At 54.0% G+C, this 17,648-nt stretch carries 15 protein-coding genes; 11 read left to right on the top strand and 4 right to left on the bottom strand.

What is annotated here, in order from left to right; all coding sequences use genetic code 11:
• Positions 1-8 precede the first annotated feature (8 nt).
• The 4 genes from leuC to leuL form a co-directional block, all read right to left on the bottom strand.
• A complete protein-coding gene (gene leuC, locus AM329_RS13600) occupies positions 9-1,409 on the bottom strand; it encodes a 3-isopropylmalate dehydratase large subunit (protein ID WP_003856382.1) in 1,401 nt (466 codons plus the stop codon).
• Between the two features lie 2 nt (positions 1,410-1,411).
• Complete coding sequence (gene leuB / locus AM329_RS13595) at positions 1,412-2,503, bottom strand: 3-isopropylmalate dehydrogenase (protein ID WP_032608492.1); 1,092 nt, start codon at positions 2,501-2,503, stop codon at positions 1,412-1,414.
• Complete coding sequence (gene leuA / locus AM329_RS13590; RefSeq protein WP_032608494.1) at positions 2,503-4,074, bottom strand: 2-isopropylmalate synthase; 1,572 nt, start codon at positions 4,072-4,074, stop codon at positions 2,503-2,505. The genes leuB and leuA overlap by 1 nt, the downstream gene beginning before the upstream one ends.
• 91 nt (positions 4,075-4,165) lie before the next feature.
• Complete coding sequence (gene leuL, locus AM329_RS26350) at positions 4,166-4,252, bottom strand: leu operon leader peptide (protein ID WP_057979999.1); 87 nt, start codon at positions 4,250-4,252, stop codon at positions 4,166-4,168.
• A gap of 628 nt (positions 4,253-4,880) precedes the next feature.
• On the opposite strand from leuL, the gene leuO reads away from it, so the two are divergent.
• The 11 genes from leuO (at position 4,881) to mraY (ending at position 17,646) form a co-directional block, all read left to right on the top strand.
• Positions 4,881-5,825, top strand: a complete 945-nt coding sequence (leuO, locus tag AM329_RS13585) for a transcriptional regulator LeuO (protein WP_032608495.1) — start codon at positions 4,881-4,883, stop codon at positions 5,823-5,825.
• 376 nt (positions 5,826-6,201) lie between these two features.
• The gene (gene ilvI, locus AM329_RS13580) at positions 6,202-7,926 is read left to right on the top strand and encodes an acetolactate synthase 3 large subunit (RefSeq protein WP_003856373.1); all 1,725 of its coding nucleotides are present in this window, start codon (positions 6,202-6,204) and stop codon (positions 7,924-7,926) included.
• Position 7,927: 1 nt separating this feature from the next.
• The gene (gene ilvN, locus AM329_RS13575) at positions 7,928-8,419 is read left to right on the top strand and encodes an acetolactate synthase small subunit (protein WP_075155264.1); all 492 of its coding nucleotides are present in this window, start codon (positions 7,928-7,930) and stop codon (positions 8,417-8,419) included.
• Positions 8,420-8,598: 179 nt separating this feature from the next.
• Positions 8,599-9,603: a catabolite repressor/activator gene (gene cra, locus AM329_RS13570; RefSeq protein WP_003856369.1), complete on the top strand. Its 1,005-nt coding sequence runs from the start codon at positions 8,599-8,601 to the stop codon at positions 9,601-9,603.
• A 591-nt stretch (positions 9,604-10,194) separates the two neighbouring features.
• Positions 10,195-10,653, top strand: a complete 459-nt coding sequence (gene mraZ, locus AM329_RS13565) for a division/cell wall cluster transcriptional repressor MraZ (protein WP_003856368.1) — start codon at positions 10,195-10,197, stop codon at positions 10,651-10,653.
• A 2-nt stretch (positions 10,654-10,655) separates the two neighbouring features.
• On the top strand, positions 10,656-11,597 hold the full coding sequence (gene rsmH / locus AM329_RS13560) for a 16S rRNA (cytosine(1402)-N(4))-methyltransferase RsmH (RefSeq protein ID WP_003856366.1): 942 nt from the start codon (positions 10,656-10,658) through the stop codon (positions 11,595-11,597).
• Positions 11,594-11,959, top strand: a complete 366-nt coding sequence (ftsL, locus tag AM329_RS13555) for a cell division protein FtsL (protein ID WP_003856363.1) — start codon at positions 11,594-11,596, stop codon at positions 11,957-11,959. The genes rsmH and ftsL overlap by 4 nt, the downstream gene beginning before the upstream one ends.
• 15 nt (positions 11,960-11,974) lie before the next feature.
• Positions 11,975-13,741, top strand: a complete 1,767-nt coding sequence (gene ftsI, locus AM329_RS13550) for a peptidoglycan glycosyltransferase FtsI (RefSeq protein ID WP_003856361.1) — start codon at positions 11,975-11,977, stop codon at positions 13,739-13,741.
• The gene (gene murE / locus AM329_RS13545) at positions 13,728-15,215 is read left to right on the top strand and encodes a UDP-N-acetylmuramoyl-L-alanyl-D-glutamate--2,6-diaminopimelate ligase (protein ID WP_022650392.1); all 1,488 of its coding nucleotides are present in this window, start codon (positions 13,728-13,730) and stop codon (positions 15,213-15,215) included. The genes ftsI and murE overlap by 14 nt, the downstream gene beginning before the upstream one ends.
• Positions 15,212-16,570 carry a UDP-N-acetylmuramoyl-tripeptide--D-alanyl-D-alanine ligase gene (murF, locus tag AM329_RS13540; RefSeq protein ID WP_032608497.1) on the top strand — a complete coding sequence of 453 codons (1,359 nt, stop codon included), beginning with the start codon at positions 15,212-15,214 and terminating at the stop codon, positions 16,568-16,570. Before murE ends, murF begins: the two co-directional genes overlap by 4 nt.
• The gene (mraY, locus tag AM329_RS13535) at positions 16,564-17,646 is read left to right on the top strand and encodes a phospho-N-acetylmuramoyl-pentapeptide-transferase (protein WP_032608498.1); all 1,083 of its coding nucleotides are present in this window, start codon (positions 16,564-16,566) and stop codon (positions 17,644-17,646) included. Before murF ends, mraY begins: the two co-directional genes overlap by 7 nt.
• The last annotated feature ends 2 nt before the right edge of the window (positions 17,647-17,648 follow it).

Below are 17,648 nucleotides of genomic sequence, written 5' to 3'. Positions count from 1 at the left end.
TTGTCTCCTTATTTCAGGCTGCGAATATCGGCGAAATGACCGGTGACTGCCGCAGCGGCGGCCATTGCCGGGCTGACCAGGTGGGTGCGCCCACCGCGGCCCTGACGGCCTTCAAAGTTACGGTTGCTGGTGGAGGCACATCGCTCGCCCGGATTCAGGCGGTCGTTGTTCATCGCCAGACACATGGAGCAGCCGGGCAGGCGCCATTCGAAGCCTGCTTCGATAAAGATCTTATCCAGACCCTCCGCTTCCGCCTGGGCTTTCACCGGACCGGAGCCCGGCACAACCAGCGCCTGCACGCCCGGCGCCACTTTGCGGCCTTTAGCAATTTCTGCCGCAGCGCGTAAATCTTCAATACGGGAGTTGGTACAGGAGCCGATGAACACTTTATCAATGCTCACGTCGGTCAGCGGTACGCCGGGTTTCAGCCCCATATAGGCCAGCGCCTTTTCCGCACTGGCGCGCTCGACCGGATCGGCGAAGGAAGCCGGGTCAGGAATGCTGTCGTTGACAGAAATCACCTGGCCCGGGTTGGTGCCCCAGGTGACCTGCGGGGCGATCTCTTCCGCCTGTAACGTCACAACGGTATCAAAAATTGCCCCCTCGTCCGTTTTCAGGGTTTTCCAGTACGCTACCGCGTCGTCAAAATTCTGACCTTTCGGCGCATGCAGACGCCCCTTCACATAGTTGAAGGTGGTTTCGTCTGGGGCCACCAGTCCTGCTTTGGCGCCCATCTCAATGGCCATGTTGCAGAGGGTCATACGACCTTCCATGCTCAGCGCCTGGATAGCATCTCCGCAGAACTCAACGACGTGACCGGTGCCGCCTGCACTGCCGGTTTTGCCGATAATCGCCAGCACGATATCTTTCGCGGTGATACCCGGCGCGGCTTTCCCCTTCACTTCAATCTTCATGGTTTTGGCGCGGCCCTGCTTCAGGGTCTGCGTCGCCAGAACGTGTTCAACTTCAGAGGTCCCAATCCCGAACGCCAGCGCGCCAAATGCGCCGTGGGTTGCGGTATGGGAGTCGCCGCAGACGATGGTCATGCCTGGCAGGGTAATCCCCTGCTCAGGCCCCATTACGTGGACGATACCCTGATAGGGGTGGTTCAGATCGTACAGCTCCACGCCAAACTCGTTACAGTTCTTAATCAGCTCCTGCATCTGGATACGCGCCATCTCGCCAGATGCATTGATGTCTTTGGTCTGGGTGGAAACGTTGTGATCCATCGTGGCAAAGGTTTTACCCGGCTGACGCACCGGGCGCTTGTGCGCGCGCAGGCCGTCAAATGCCTGAGGAGAGGTCACTTCATGTACCAGATGACGGTCGATGTACAACAGTGGGGTTTCGTTTGGTGCTTCGTAGACCACGTGCGCATCAAACAACTTCTCATATAACGTCTTAGCCATGATTACACCCCTTCAGCGACATAGCGGGCAATGATGTCGCCCATTTCATCGGTACTGACTGCCGCCGTGCCGCGTGCTAAATCGCCGGTACGGACGCCTTCTTCTAACGCCCGGTTAATGGCGTTTTCAATTGCGGTTGCTGCATCGCCTGCATCCAGGCTATAGCGCAGCAGCAGAGCCAGGGAGAGGATCTGCGCAATCGGGTTGGCGATGTTTTTGCCTGCGATATCCGGCGCGGAGCCGCCCGCCGGTTCGTACAGGCCAAAGCCTTCTTCGTTCAGGCTGGCCGAGGGCAGCATGCCCATGGAGCCGGTGATCATGGCGCACTCATCCGAGAGAATATCGCCGAACAGGTTGGAGCACAGCAGCACGTCAAACTGGGACGGATCTTTGATCAGCTGCATCGTTGCATTGTCGATATACATATGCGACAGCGCAACGTCCGGGTACTGCTTAGCGACTTCACTGACGATTTCGCGCCACAAAATAGACGACTGGAGCACGTTTGCTTTATCAATAGAGGTCACTTTACGGCGGCGTTTGCGCGCTGACTCAAACGCGATATGGGCGATACGTTCGATTTCAAAACGGTGATAGACCTCGGTATCAAACGCTTTCTCATGCTGACCGCTGCCTTCGCGACCTTTTGGCTGACCGAAGTAGATGCCGCCGGTCAACTCACGCACGCACAGGATGTCGAAACCGTTGGCCGCGATATCCGCGCGCAGCGGGCAAAACTCTTCCAGCCCCGGGTACAGTTTCGCCGGACGCAGGTTGCTGAACAGTTTGAAGTGCTTACGCAACGGCAGCAGCGCACCGCGCTCTGGCTGCTCTGCTGGCGGCAGGTGTTCCCATTTTGGGCCGCCCACGGAGCCAAAAAGAACGGCATCGGCATTTTCGCAGCCTTCTACAGTCCCTTTCGGCAGGGGAGTACCGTGATTATCAATCGCAATACCGCCCACGTCGTAGTGGCTGATGGTAATTTTCATCGCAAAACGCGAACGAACAGCTTCCAGTACTTTCAGTGCCTGTGCCATCACTTCCGGGCCAATTCCGTCGCCCGGCAACACGGCAATATGGTAATTCTTCGACATTACACGGTTTCCTTATTGTTCTCTTTATTCTGAGCCTTGCGTTGCAACTCTTTTTCCACTTCGGCGGCGCGCCAGATGTTGTTCAGGACATGCACCATCGCTTTCGCGGAGGATTCGACGATATCTGTCGCCAGACCCACACCGTGGAAGCGGCGACCGTTGTAGTTGACGACGATATCAACCTGGCCCAGGGCGTCTTTACCGTGCCCTTTTGCCGTCAGGTCGTATTTCACCAGCTCTACGTCGTACTCAGTGACGCGGTTAATCGCCTGGTAAATGGCATCCACAGGGCCGTTACCGTTGGCGGCTTCCGCTTTAATTTCATCGCCGCAGGCCAGCTTGACGGAGGCGGTAGCGATATCGCTTGAGCCTGACTGAACGGTGAAGTAGTCCAGACGGAAGTGTTCTGGCTCTTCCTGCTGTTTATTGATGAATGCCAGTGCTTCCAGGTCGTAATCGAAGACCTGGCCTTTCTTGTCAGCCAGCTTCAGGAATGCGTCGTACAGCTGATCCATGTTGTAATCGCTGTCCTTATAACCCATCTCTTCCATACGGTGTTTTACCGCCGCGCGGCCAGAGCGCGAGGTCAGGTTCAATTGAACCTGGTTCAGACCGATGGATTCCGGAGTCATGATTTCGTAGTTTTCACGGTTCTTCAGCACGCCATCCTGGTGAATACCGGAGGAGTGCGCGAAGGCACCCGTGCCGACGATCGCTTTGTTGGCCGGAATCGGCATGTTGCAAATCTGGCTGACGGTCTGGCTGGTGCGCCAGATCTCGTTGTGATTGATGCGGGTGTGCACATCCATGATGTCTTTGCGCACCTTGATCGCCATGATCACTTCTTCCAGCGAGCAGTTGCCCGCGCGTTCACCGATACCGTTCATCGCGCCTTCTACCTGACGCGCGCCGGCGTGGACGGCTGCGATGGCATTGCCCACGGCCAGACCCAAATCATCGTGGGTGTGGACGGAGATAATCGCTTTATCAATATTCGGTACGCGGTCATACAGGCCGGTGATGATATTGGCGAACTCAAACGGCATGGTGTAGCCGACGGTATCAGGGATGTTGATGGTTTTGGCGCCGGCATTGATGGCGGCTTCCACCACACGGGCCAAATCGTCAATCGGCGTGCGGCCTGCATCTTCACAGGAGAATTCGACGTCATCAGTGTAGTTACGCGCGCGTTTGACCATATACACCGCACGTTCAATCACTTCATCCAGCGTACTGCGCAGCTTGGTCGCAATGTGCATGGGGGAGGTGGCAATGAATGTATGGATACGGAAGGCTTCTGCAACTTTCAGGGATTCCGCGGCCACATCAATATCTTTCTCTACGCAGCGAGCCAGACCGCACACGCGGCTGTTTTTGATGGTGCGGGCGATGGTCTGCACTGACTCGAAATCACCTGGCGAGGAGACGGGAAAGCCGACTTCCATTACGTCTACACCCATGCGTTCGAGGGCCAGAGCAATTTGCAGTTTTTCTTTAACACTCAGGCTCGCCTGTAATGCCTGTTCACCGTCACGTAAAGTAGTATCGAAAATAACGACTTGCTGGCTCATGGGTTAGGTCCTTGTCAGTCTTAGGGCGCCTTGCTACGAGCATAAAAAAACCCGCGCAGTGGCGCGGGTTTTTAGTTTTACTGAAGACGATTCAACGCTGAATTTCGCCCGCCAGTCTACCGCGCACAGTGGATGCGTTTAGTAGTAGTAGACCGGTGAAACGAAGGGTGCGAATCATGAATCGTGCTCCAGGTGAATGCGATATGCTTTTAGTGGTACTGGATACGCCAACTCATGTCAACCCCTCTCAGGCAAAACGGCCACTCAGTAAAGGATAAACTCATTAGCTAATTGTGCTGGTTTTTGCATGTCTAACCGATTTTATTGTCTATTATTGGACTGGCGATTCATCTCTGGAATAATTTGAATATAATTGGTAGCAATTGAACATACTATTTTTACCAATGTGCTGTGAAATGGAATCTGTTTCATATCATTGATTTATAAATTACATGAATGATTTGCGGGTGAGTAAGTTATCAAAATTGATATCATTTTGTTAATGAAAATGCGATGTATGCCATTAATAGTTTAATAACACTTAAGTCATTATTAATGAGTGCGTTGATTGTGCATTTGTCTGATTTATGGTTTCATGCCCACATTAAAGTTTGAGATATCTTTTGAACGATTTTTAGCTCTTCATTTATGGGATGCGTAAAGTCGCTCGTTGAATGGGGTTTCTTTATATATTCCGAATTTTAAATAATTTCCTTTCGCTTGTTGTATATGCATGGTAAATCATATTTTTCGAAGTTATTACTGTACCTTGGCAAAGGGAATTTAGCGTGACGGTGGAGTCAGAAATGCCAGAAAATAATATTAACCAACCACAGACTTATGATGGGGTTAAGCCTCAGTTGCGCACAGTGGATCTCAATCTGTTAACTGTATTTGATGCAGTTATGCAGGAGCAGAATATTACGCGAGCAGCGCAATCTCTGGGAATATCTCAACCTGCCGTGAGTAATGCCGTAGCCAGACTTAAGGTGATGTTTAACGACGAGTTATTCGTCCGCTATGGAAGAGGTATCCAGCCCACGGCGCGTGCATTCCAGCTATTCGGTTCGATTCGTCAGGCGCTACAGCTGGTACAAAATGAGCTTCCCGGCTCGGGTTTTGAACCCTTAAGCAGTGAACGGGTTTTCCATCTCTGTGTTTGCAGTCCGTTAGACAATTATTTGACGTCTGTTATATATAATAAAGTTGAACACATTGCTCCTAATATTCATCTCGTTTTTAAATCATCATTAAATCAAAATACTGAGCACCAGCTTCGTTATCAGGAAACGGAGTTCGTTCTGGGCTATGAAGAGTTTCGCCGTCCAGAGTTTGCCTGTGTTCCATTGTTTAAAGATGAAATGGTGTTAGTCGCCAGCAAAAAACATCCCCGTATGAATTCTCCGCTGCGTGAAAGCGATGTTTACAGCGAGCAGCATGCCGTGGTTGCTCTGGACAGATATGCCTCATTTAGTCTGCCGTGGTATGACACTGCCGATAAACAAGCCAGCGTGGCCTATCAGGGAATGGCGATGGTCAGCGTATTGAATGTCGTTTCTCAGACGCAGCTAGTCGCTATTGCACCGCGCTGGCTTGCTGAAGAGTTCTCCGATTCGCTGAGCCTGCAAATTTTACCTCTGCCGCTCAAGCTGAATAGCCGTACCTGTTATCTTTCCTGGCATGAAGCGGCGGGGCGGGATAAAGGGCATCAATGGATGGAAGAGCTGCTGATCAATATTTGTCGTCGATAAGACAGGGTGAATAAACCGCATGGTGCCATGCGGTTTATTCTGTGTTTTTTTATGCAAGCAATATTTTGTTCTGTTCGCATTTTTTCAGACACTCAGGGAGGCTTAAAAATAGATGATTTCCTGATCCATCCTCTTTTTAAGAGATGAATTATTAGCGTCTCCCCTCATAGCAGATGAATTCACCATATTCGTGTCTGACAGCTGTTTTTTCTGCTTTTATTGCCCATTCCCGCATTCCGTTTGCTAATTGCCTGGCTCATAACGAGCGGTTAAGGTATCCATCACTCTGCACTTTATAAGATGGGTTTACCCTGTCAGAAGACGGCGCGGAAATGAATTCTGTTGACCGTCTATAACAAAAGCCTGGAGGCAAAGCATGGAGATGTTGTCTGGCGCGGAAATGGTCGTCCGATCGCTTATCGATCAGGGCGTGAAGCAAGTGTTCGGCTATCCTGGAGGTGCGGTTCTTGATATTTATGACGCGCTGCACACGGTAGGCGGTATTGATCATGTTCTGGTTCGTCATGAACAGGCTGCTGTGCATATGGCAGACGGCCTGGCCCGCGCCACGGGCGAGGTGGGTGTTGTGCTCGTCACTTCCGGACCGGGGGCGACCAATGCCATTACCGGCATTGCGACTGCGTATATGGACTCCATTCCCCTGGTCATTCTCTCCGGACAGGTGGCGACGTCACTGATTGGCTATGATGCGTTTCAGGAATGCGACATGGTGGGGATCTCACGCCCCGTGGTGAAGCACAGCTTTCTGGTTAAGCAAACGGAAGACATCCCGGGCGTACTGAAAAAAGCCTTCTGGCTGGCCGCCAGCGGTCGTCCTGGGCCAGTGGTTGTCGATCTGCCAAAAGATATTCTCAATCCCGCGAATAAACTGCCTTACCTGTGGCCTGAGTCGGTGAGCATGCGTTCATATAATCCGACGACGCAGGGGCACAAAGGCCAGATTAAGCGTGCGCTGCAAACGCTGCTGGCTGCGAAAAAGCCCGTAGTCTATGTGGGGGGCGGCGCCGTCAATGCAGCCTGTGAAACGCAACTACGCGAACTGATTGAGAAGCTGAATCTTCCTGTCGCGTCATCGCTGATGGGGCTGGGGGCATTCCCGGCTACCCACCGTCAGGCGCTGGGCATGCTGGGTATGCACGGCACCTATGAAGCCAATATGACGATGCACCATTCTGATGTGATTTTTGCCGTCGGCGTGCGTTTTGACGATCGCACCACCAATAATCTGGCGAAATACTGTCCGCATGCGACGGTGCTGCACATTGATATCGATCCGACTTCAATCTCTAAAACGGTGCCGGCGGATGTGCCGATCGTGGGGGACGCACGACAGGTGCTGGATCAAATGTTGGATCTGCTGGCGCAGGAGACCGCGTCTCAACCGCTGGACGAGATCCGCGACTGGTGGCAGCAAATCGAACAGTGGCGTGGCCGTCAGTGCCTTAAGTACGACACACAAAGTGAGAACATCAAGCCGCAGGCGGTGATCGAGACGATCTGGCGTCTGACCAATGGCGATGCGTATGTCACTTCTGACGTGGGCCAACATCAGATGTTCGCTGCGCTGTATTACCCGTTTGATAAACCGCGTCGCTGGATCAACTCTGGCGGGCTCGGCACGATGGGCTTTGGTCTGCCCGCCGCGCTGGGGGTGAAGCTGGCGTTGCCAAACGAAACGGTGATCTGCGTGACGGGTGATGGCAGCATACAGATGAATATTCAGGAGCTTTCTACTGCGCTGCAATATGAGTTGCCAGTGCTGGTGCTGAACCTGAATAACGGTTACCTCGGTATGGTAAAGCAGTGGCAGGATATGATTTATTCTGGCCGTCACTCTCAGTCTTATATGAAGTCACTTCCGGACTTTGTCCGCCTGGCTGAAGCCTATGGTCATATTGGCATGCGGGTAACCGATCCGTCAGAGCTGGAAGCGAAGCTCGGCGAAGCGCTTGAGCACGTTAAAAACAATCGCCTCGTCTTCATGGACGTCATCGTCGACGGCACAGAGCATGTTTATCCGATGCATATCCGTGGCGGCGGTATGGATGAAATGTGGTTAAGCAAAACGGAGAGAACCTGATATGCGCCGGATATTATCTGTATTACTGGAAAATGAGTCGGGCGCACTGTCACGCGTCATTGGGCTTTTTGCGCAGCGCGGCTATAACATTGAAAGCCTGACCGTTGCGCCGACCGATGACCCAACGCTCTCCCGCATGACGATCCAGACTGTCGGCGATGCGAAAGTGCTTGAGCAGATTGAAAAACAGTTGCACAAACTGGTGGACGTACTGCGCGTCAGCGAGCTGGGGCAGGGGGCTTACGTCGAACGTGAAGTGATGCTGGTGAAAATTCAGGCCAGCGGTTACGGTCGTGAAGAGGTCAAGCGCAACACGGATATCTTCCGTGGGCAGATCATCGACGTCACGCCTTCTATATATACTGTGCAGCTTGCCGGAACGAGCGATAAGCTGGATGCGTTCCTGGCCTCCGTCAGGGATGTAGCAAAAATTGTTGAAGTTGCGCGCTCTGGCGTTGTTGGCCTCTCGCGCGGCGATAAAAGCATGCGTTAGTTGCGCAAAAGGTTCGCCTCTTTCAGCCCGGTAGCCAAAGCCGGGCTTTTTTTTGCGTAATCCACCGACAACGCGGACAAAAGCGGTTGCCGTGAAAGCTATTCTGCGTTTAGATGTTAAAATATTTAACCATAACCTTGACAGGGCCATGGACTTTTTTCTTTTTTTGAGGGGCAATTGTGAAACTGGATGAAATCGCCCGGCTCGCCGGCGTGTCGAGAACCACGGCCAGCTATGTGATTAACGGTAAAGCAAAGCAGTATCGTGTCAGCGATAAGACCGTTGAGAAAGTGATGGCAGTCGTTCGTGAGCATAATTACCATCCGAATGCTGTCGCCGCAGGTTTACGTGCCGGGCGCACCCGCTCGATTGGCCTGGTTATCCCGGACCTGGAAAATACCAGCTATACCCGCATCGCCAACTATCTGGAACGTCAGGCTCGTCAGCGGGGCTATCAGCTGTTGATTGCCTGCTCCGAGGATCAGCCTGACAACGAGATGCGCTGCATTGAGCATCTGCTGCAACGTCAGGTTGACGCCATCATCGTGTCGACCTCTTTACCACCAGAGCATCCTTTCTATCAGCGCTGGGCAAACGATCCGTTCCCGATTGTGGCGCTGGATCGTGCGCTGGATCGTGAACATTTCACCAGTGTCGTAGGTGCCGATCAGGACGATGCAGAAATGCTGGCTGCCGAGCTGCGTACCTTCCCGGCTGAAACGGTGCTGTATCTTGGCGCTTTGCCTGAACTTTCCGTAAGCTTCCTGCGTGAACAAGGGTTCCGTACGGCATGGAAAGACGATCCGCGTGACGTTCATTATCTGTATGCCAACAGCTATGAGCGTGAAGCGGCTGCCCAGCTGTTCGAGAAATGGCTGGAAACGCACCCGATGCCGCAGGCGTTGTTTACCACCTCGTTTGCCTTGTTGCAGGGGGTGATGGATGTGACATTACGTCGCGATGGCAAACTGCCATCCGATCTGGCGATTGCGACCTTCGGCGATAACGAACTGCTCGACTTCCTGCAATGTCCGGTGCTGGCCGTGGCCCAGCGTCACCGCGACGTCGCCGAGCGCGTGCTTGAGATTGTTCTGGCAAGCCTGGATGAACCCCGCAAACCGAAACCCGGGCTTACGCGTATCAAACGTAATCTCTATCGGCGCGGAATTTTGAGCCGCCATTAATATTTCCACAGGGGCGGTAAAACTGCCCCTTTTGAAGCGCATTTATTGCGGGAAATAATTCCCGGATAAAAATTAGGATTTATCTCTAAGATTCATAGCCTGCTATTATTCTGAATCCATTTTGACGTTAAAAAGTGCAATTATAATTTCTAACGGGCATTTCTTTGTATTGTTTTGTTACAAACAGGTGCCAGCCGATGAATATTCAGCCATTTTTTACTCCCCCCTTCAGACCTCAACGCACACGAACGAATCCATCTGGCTTTGAGGTTAATCTGGCGCTGTTATCCCCCGGCGATATGCCTTAAAATGCTGCCCGCGTCGCAAACTGACACTTTATATTTCCCTGCGATGATATTGAGTGAGTCTTAACGCTCGTGTGCATATTCTGTTTTTTTCTTACAAATATTCATAACGTTAATTTTGCCTCGCCAGTTGTGTAGTAATTAGCCAGGTCACGCTTGCTCTGTAAATACGGTGCTTTCGCGCCGGTATAGAGAGAGTCCTGGCTTGACAAGCTTTTCCCTCGCTCCGTAAACTCCTTCAGGTGGGAATTTGTGGGTTAAAGTGGTGAGGAGGGGTGAGACTGGCATGTTCCGTGGAGCAACGTTAGTCAATCTCGACAGCAAAGGGCGTTTATCGGTACCAACCCGATACCGCGACCAGCTGATTGAGAACGCTTCGGGTCAACTGGTTTGCACCATTGACATCAACTCCCCCTGCCTGCTGCTTTACCCTTTGCCTGAATGGGAAATCATTGAGCAAAAGCTGTCGCGACTGTCGAGCATGAACCCGCAGGAACGCCGCGTACAGCGGCTGTTATTGGGACATGCCAGTGAATGTCAGATGGATAGCGCCGGGCGATTATTGATTGCGCCTGTGTTGCGGCAACATGCCGGTCTGACTAAAGAAGTGATGCTGGTCGGACAGTTCAACAAGTTTGAACTGTGGGACGAAACGACCTGGTATCAACAGGTCAAGGAAGATATCGACGCTGAGCAGTCTGATTCCGAAACATTATCGGAACGGCTGCGGGACTTGTCTCTATAAATATGATGGAAAATTATAAACATACAACGGTGCTGCTGGATGAGGCCGTTAACGGCCTGAATATTCGTCCAGACGGCATCTATATTGATGGCACTTTTGGTCGCGGTGGTCACTCGCGTTTGATCCTCTCTCAGCTTGGAGCGGAAGGACGCCTGCTGGCAATTGACCGCGATCCGCAGGCGATTGCCGTTGCGCAAACCATCGATGATCCTCGCTTTTCCATCGTGCATGGACCTTTCTCTGCGCTTGCGGATTATGTCGCTGAGCGCGGCCTGACCGGCAAGATCGACGGGATTCTCCTCGATCTTGGCGTCTCTTCACCACAGCTTGATGATGCAGAACGCGGTTTTTCCTTTATGCGTGATGGACCGCTGGATATGCGTATGGACCCTACTCGCGGCCAATCTGCCGCTGAATGGTTACAAACTGCTGACGAAGCGGATATTGCCTGGGTAATCAAAACCTTCGGCGAAGAACGCTTTGGCAAACGTATTGCCCGCGCCATCGTGGAGCGCAACCGCGTTGAGCCAATGACCCGTACCAAAGAACTGGCAGAAGTCATCGCGGCGGCAACGCCGGTGAAGGACAAGCACAAACATCCTGCGACCCGTACCTTCCAGGCGGTTCGTATCTGGGTAAACAGTGAACTGGAGGAAATAGAGCTGGCGCTAAAAAGCTCGCTCGACGTGCTGGCCCCGGGTGGGCGGTTATCCATCATCAGTTTCCATTCGCTGGAAGATCGCATCGTAAAACGCTTCATGCGTGAACAGAGCCGCGGTCCTCAGGTTCCGGCGGGGCTGCCGATGACGGAAGAACAACTCAGAAAGCTGGGCGGCCGTCAGTTGCGAGCATTAGGCAAGTTGATGCCGGGCGAAGAAGAGGTGGCAGAGAATCCACGTGCCCGTAGTTCAGTGCTGCGTATTGCAGAGAGGACGAACGCATGATCAGCAGAGTGACAGAGACCCTAAGCAAAGTTAAGGGATCGTTAGGAAGCAACGAGCGCCATGCCTTGCCTGGCGTGATCGGCGACGATCTTTTGCGGTTTGGGAAGCTGCCACTCTGCTTGTTCATTTGCATCATTGTGACGGCAGTCATGGTGGTCACCACCGCTCACCATACCCGTTTATTAACTGCGCAGCGCGAACAGATGGTACTGGAACGCGATGCGCTGGATATTGAATGGCGAAATCTGATCCTTGAAGAAAACGCGCTCGGCGATCACAGCCGGGTTGAACGGATCGCAACGGAAAAACTGCAATTACAGCATGTTGATCCTTCGCAGGAAAATATCGTAGTACAAAAATAAGGGAAAACGCGACGCATGAAAGCAGCGGCAAAAACGCTAAAACCAAAACGCCAGGAAGAACAGGCCAACTTTGTCAGTTGGCGTTTTGCGTTGCTTTGCGGCTGCATTTTACTGGCGCTGGGTTTCCTGCTGGGACGCGTGGCGTGGCTACAAATCATCGCGCCTGACATGCTGGTGCGCCAGGGTGATATGCGTTCTCTGCGCGTGCAGGAAGTTTCTACCTCTCGTGGGATGATCACCGACCGCTCCGGCCGCCCGCTGGCGGTGAGCGTGCCGGTGAAGGCGATCTGGGCCGATCCGAAAGAGCTGCACGACGCAGGCGGGATCACCCTTGATAACCGCTGGAAGGCGCTCTCAGACGCGTTGAAAATGCCGCTGGATCAGCTGGCGTCGCGCGTTAACGCCAACCCGAAAGGGCGCTTCATCTATCTTGCTCGTCAGGTGAACCCTGACATGGCTGACTACATTAAGAAACTGAAGCTGCCGGGCATTCATCTGCGGGAAGAATCCCGCCGTTACTATCCTTCCGGCGAAGTCACCGCGCACCTGATTGGCTTTACCAACGTGGATAGTCAGGGGATTGAGGGCGTTGAAAAAAGCTTCGACAAGTGGCTTACCGGCCAGCCTGGCGAGCGAATCGTGCGTAAAGACCGCTATGGTCGCGTCATTGAAGACATTTCCTCGACAGACAGCCAGGCCGCGCACAACCTGGCCCTGAGTATTGATGAACGCTTGCAGGCGCTGGTCTATCGTGAACTGAACAACGCCGTCGCGTTTAACAAGGCGGAATCGGGCAGCGCCGTGCTGGTGGATGTGGCGACAGGTGAAGTGCTGGCGATGGCCAGTAGCCCCTCATACAACCCGAATAATTTTGCCGGTACAGCAAAAGATGCAATGCGTAACCGCTCCATCACCGATGTGTTTGAACCCGGTTCGACCGTAAAACCCATGGTGGTGATGACGGCTCTACAGCGAGGCATCGTCAACGAAAATACCGTTCTGAATACGATCCCTTATCGAATTAACGGTCACGAAATCAAAGACGTGGCACGTTACAGCGAACTGACCCTGACCGGGGTCTTGCAGAAGTCGAGTAACGTCGGTGTGTCAAAACTGGCGTTAGCGATGCCGTCCTCAGCGTTAGTAGATACTTACTCACGTTTTGGGCTGGGAAAGGCGACCAATTTGGGGTTGGTCGGAGAACGCAGTGGCTTATATCCTCAAAAACAACGGTGGTCTGACATAGAGAGGGCCACCTTCTCTTTCGGCTACGGGCTAATGGTAACTCCCTTACAGTTAGCGCGAGTCTACGCAACGATTGGCAGCTATGGCATTTATCGTCCGCTGTCGATCACCAAAGTTGATCCACCGGTTCCGGGGGAACGTGTTTTCCCGGAATCTATCGTTCGTACCGTCGTGCATATGATGGAAAGCGTCGCGTTACCTGGCGGTGGCGGCGTGAAGGCCGCAATTAAGGGCTATCGTATCGCCATTAAAACCGGTACAGCGAAAAAAGTGGGGCCGGACGGCCGCTATATCAACAAATACATTGCCTATACCGCAGGCGTAGCGCCTGCAAGCAATCCGCGTTTTGCACTGGTGGTCGTCATCAACGATCCGCAGGCAGGTAAATACTACGGCGGCGCCGTCTCCGCGCCTGTGTTCGGGGCTATTATGGGCGGCGTGTTGCGCACCATGAACATTGAACCGGATGCGCTGGCGACGGGCGAAAAAAGTGAATTTGTAATTAATCAAGGCGAGGGAACAGGTGGCAGATCGTAATTTGCGCGACCTTCTTGCTCCGTGGGTGCCTATGCTACCTGCGCGAGCACTGCGAGAGATGGTACTGGACAGCCGCGTAGCGGCTTCTGGCGATCTTTTTGTGGCAGTGGTGGGTCATCAGGCGGACGGGCGTCGTTATATCCCGCAGGCGATTGCGCAAGGTGTTGCTGCCATTATTGCTGAGGCCAAAGATGAGGCAACAGACGGTGAGATCCGTGAAATGCACGGCGTGCCGGTCATCTATCTCAGCCAGCTGAATGAGCGTCTCTCCGCGCTGGCAGGACGTTTTTACAACGAACCTTCCGACCAGTTACAGCTGGTTGGCGTGACAGGAACCAACGGAAAAACCACCACCACTCAGCTGATGGCGCAGTGGGCGCAGCTGCTGGGCGAAACCGGTGCCGTCATGGGCACGGTGGGGAACGGTCTTCTGGGCAAAGTAAGCCCGACGGAAAACACTACAGGCTCGGCGGTTGACGTGCAGCGTGTGCTGGCGGGCCTCGCTGAGCAGGGGGCGACCTTCGCTGCGATGGAAGTCTCTTCCCATGGTCTGGTACAACATCGCGTGGCGGCCCTGAAATTTGCTGCCTCTGTCTTTACTAACCTGAGCCGCGATCACCTTGATTATCATGGTGATATGGAGCACTACGAAGCGGCGAAATGGCTGCTTTATTCCACTCACCACCACGGGCAGGCGATCATTAACGCCGACGACGAAGTCGGTCGCCGCTGGCTGGAAAAACTGCCAGATGCGGTGGCGGTGTCGATGGAAGATCGCATTAATCCGAACTGCCGCGGCCGCTGGCTGAAGGCGGTCGAGGTGAACTACCACGATAGTGGGGCGACGATCCGCTTCGCTTCCACTTGGGGCGAAGGTGAAATTGAAAGCCGCCTGATGGGGGCCTTTAACGTCAGTAACCTGCTGCTGGCGCTGGCGACGCTGCTGGCGCTGGGTTACCCGATGGCGGATCTGCTGAAAACGGCTGAGCGTTTGCAACCGGTCTGCGGCCGCATGGAAGTGTTTAGCGCGCCGGGCAAGCCGACGGTGGTTGTGGATTACGCCCACACGCCGGATGCGCTGGAAAAAGCGCTGGAAGCGGCGCGTCTGCACTGCGCTGGCAAGCTCTGGTGCGTGTTTGGCTGCGGTGGCGATCGCGACAAGGGCAAACGTCCGCTGATGGGCGCCATCGCTGAGCAGTTCGCGGATATTCCCGTGGTAACCGATGACAACCCGCGTACCGAAGAGCCGCGGGCCATTATCAACGACATTCTGGCGGGCATGCTGGATGCGGGACGTGCGCGCGTGGTCGAAGGCCGTGCGGAGGCCGTGACTAACGCCATTATGCAGGCGCAGGAGAACGATGTGGTTCTGCTGGCCGGTAAAGGTCATGAAGATTATCAGATTGTCGGCAATCGTCGTCTGGATTACTCCGACCGCGTGACGGCAGCGCGTCTGCTGGGAGTGGTGGCATGATTAGCATTACGTTAAGCCAGGCCGCTGCGGTATTGCAGGGGATGCTGCATGGTCAGGATCTGACCATCGAGGCTGTAACCACCGACACCCGTAAGGTGACGGCGGGCTGCCTGTTTGTGGCGCTGAAGGGTGAACGTTTTGACGCCCACGATTTTGCGCAACAGGCTAAAGATAACGGCGCGGGCGCGCTGCTGGTCAGTCGTAAGCTCGATATCGATTTGCCGCAGATTGTGGTGAAAGATACGCGCCTGGCGTTTGGCGAGCTGGCGGCATGGGTTCGCCAGCAGGTGCCAACACGCGTCGTGGCACTGACGGGCTCGTCGGGCAAAACCTCCGTTAAAGAGATGACGGCGGCGATCCTTAGCCAGTGCGGTAACACGCTTTATACGGCGGGCAACCTTAATAATGACATCGGTGTGCCGATGACGCTGCTGCGCCTGACCCACGAGCATGAATATGCGGTGATTGAGTTAGGGGCTAACCATCAGGGCGAAATCGCCTGGACCGTGAGCCTGACCCGTCCGGAAGCGGCGCTGGTGAATAACCTGGCGGCGGCACATCTTGAAGGTTTTGGTTCGCTGGCCGGTGTGGCGAAAGCGAAAGGTGAAATTTATACCGGACTGCCGGATGACGGCATCGCCATTATGAACGCCGATAACAACGACTGGCTGAACTGGCAGAGCATCATTGGTTCACGTAAAACCTGGCGCTTCTCACCGAATGCGGCAAACAGTGATTTTTCGGCGACCAACATTCATGTGACGTCACACGGTACCGAGTTCACCCTCACAACCCCAACGGGCGACATCGACGTGCTGCTGCCCCTGCCGGGTCGTCATAACATCGCCAATGCGCTTGCTGCGGCAGCGCTCTCAATGGCGGTAGGTGCCTCACACGCGGCGATTAAAGCAGGTCTGGCAAATTTAAAAGCCGTGCCGGGGCGTCTGTTCCCGATCCAGCTGGCTGAAAACAAACTCCTGCTGGATGACTCCTACAACGCTAACGTTGGCTCAATGACGGCGGCCGTGCAGGTCTTGTCTGAAATGCCGGGCTATCGCGTGATGGTTGTGGGCGATATGGCCGAGCTGGGTGATGAAAGCGAAGCCTGCCATGTTCAGGTGGGTGAAGCGGCGAAAGCCGCCGGGCTTGACCGCGTATTGAGCGCAGGCCCGCTGAGCAAGGCCATTTCCGATGCCAGTGAAGTTGGCGACCATTTTGCCGATAAATCTGCACTGATCGAACGCCTGAAGGCATTGATTACAGAAAAACAGATTGTGACTGTTTTAGTTAAAGGTTCACGTAGTGCCGCCATGGAAGAGGTTGTGCACGCATTACAGGAGAACGGGACATGTTAGTTTGGCTGGCCGAACATTTGGTCAAATATTACTCAGGCTTTAACGTCTTTTCCTATCTGACGTTTCGTGCCATCGTCAGCCTGCTGACTGCGCTGTTCATCTCGCTGTGGATGGGCCCGCTCATGATTGCCCGTCTGCAAAAACTCTCTTTCGGCCAGGTTGTGCGCAACGACGGTCCGGAATCGCACTTCAGCAAGCGGGGTACGCCGACCATGGGCGGGATCATGATCCTGACCGCGATTGTGGTGTCCGTGCTGCTGTGGGCGTATCCGTCTAACCCCTACGTCTGGTGCGTGCTGACCGTTCTGGTTGGCTACGGGATCATCGGTTTTGTTGATGACTACCGCAAAGTCGTACGCAAAGACACCAAAGGTTTGATCGCCCGCTGGAAGTATTTCTGGATGTCGGTGATTGCGCTGGGCGTGGCCTTTGCCCTTTACCTGGCAGGAAAAGACACCCCGGCTACCGAGCTGGTGGTGCCGTTCTTCAAAGACGTGATGCCGCAGCTGGGGCTGTTCTACATTTTGCTGGCTTACTTTGTGATCGTCGGTACCGGCAACGCCGTCAACCTGACCGATGGTCTGGATGGCCTGGCCATCATGCCAACCGTGTTTGTCGCGGGCGGTTTCGCGCTGGTAGCCTGGGCGACCGGTAACATGAACTTTGCAAATTACCTGCACATTCCGTACCTGCGACACGCGGGGGAACTGGTTATCGTCTGTACGGCGATTGTCGGGGCGGGGCTGGGCTTCCTGTGGTTCAACACCTATCCGGCGCAGGTCTTTATGGGCGACGTCGGTTCACTGGCGCTGGGCGGCGCACTGGGTATTATCGCCGTGCTGCTGCGTCAGGAGTTCCTGCTGGTAATCATGGGCGGTGTGTTTGTGGTTGAGACGCTGTCGGTGATTTTGCAGGTCGGTTCCTTCAAGCTGCGCGGTCAGCGCATCTTCCGTATGGCACCGATTCACCACCACTATGAACTGAAAGGCTGGCCGGAGCCGCGCGTCATTGTGCGCTTCTGGATTATTTCGCTGATGCTGGTGCTGATTGGCCTGGCAACGCTGAAGGTACGTTAATC

Source organism: Enterobacter cloacae complex sp. AR_0002, from assembly GCF_001922365.1.
GTDB lineage: Bacteria > Pseudomonadota > Gammaproteobacteria > Enterobacterales > Enterobacteriaceae > Enterobacter > Enterobacter hormaechei_C.
This window is presented reverse-complemented; position numbering and strand designations above follow the sequence as displayed.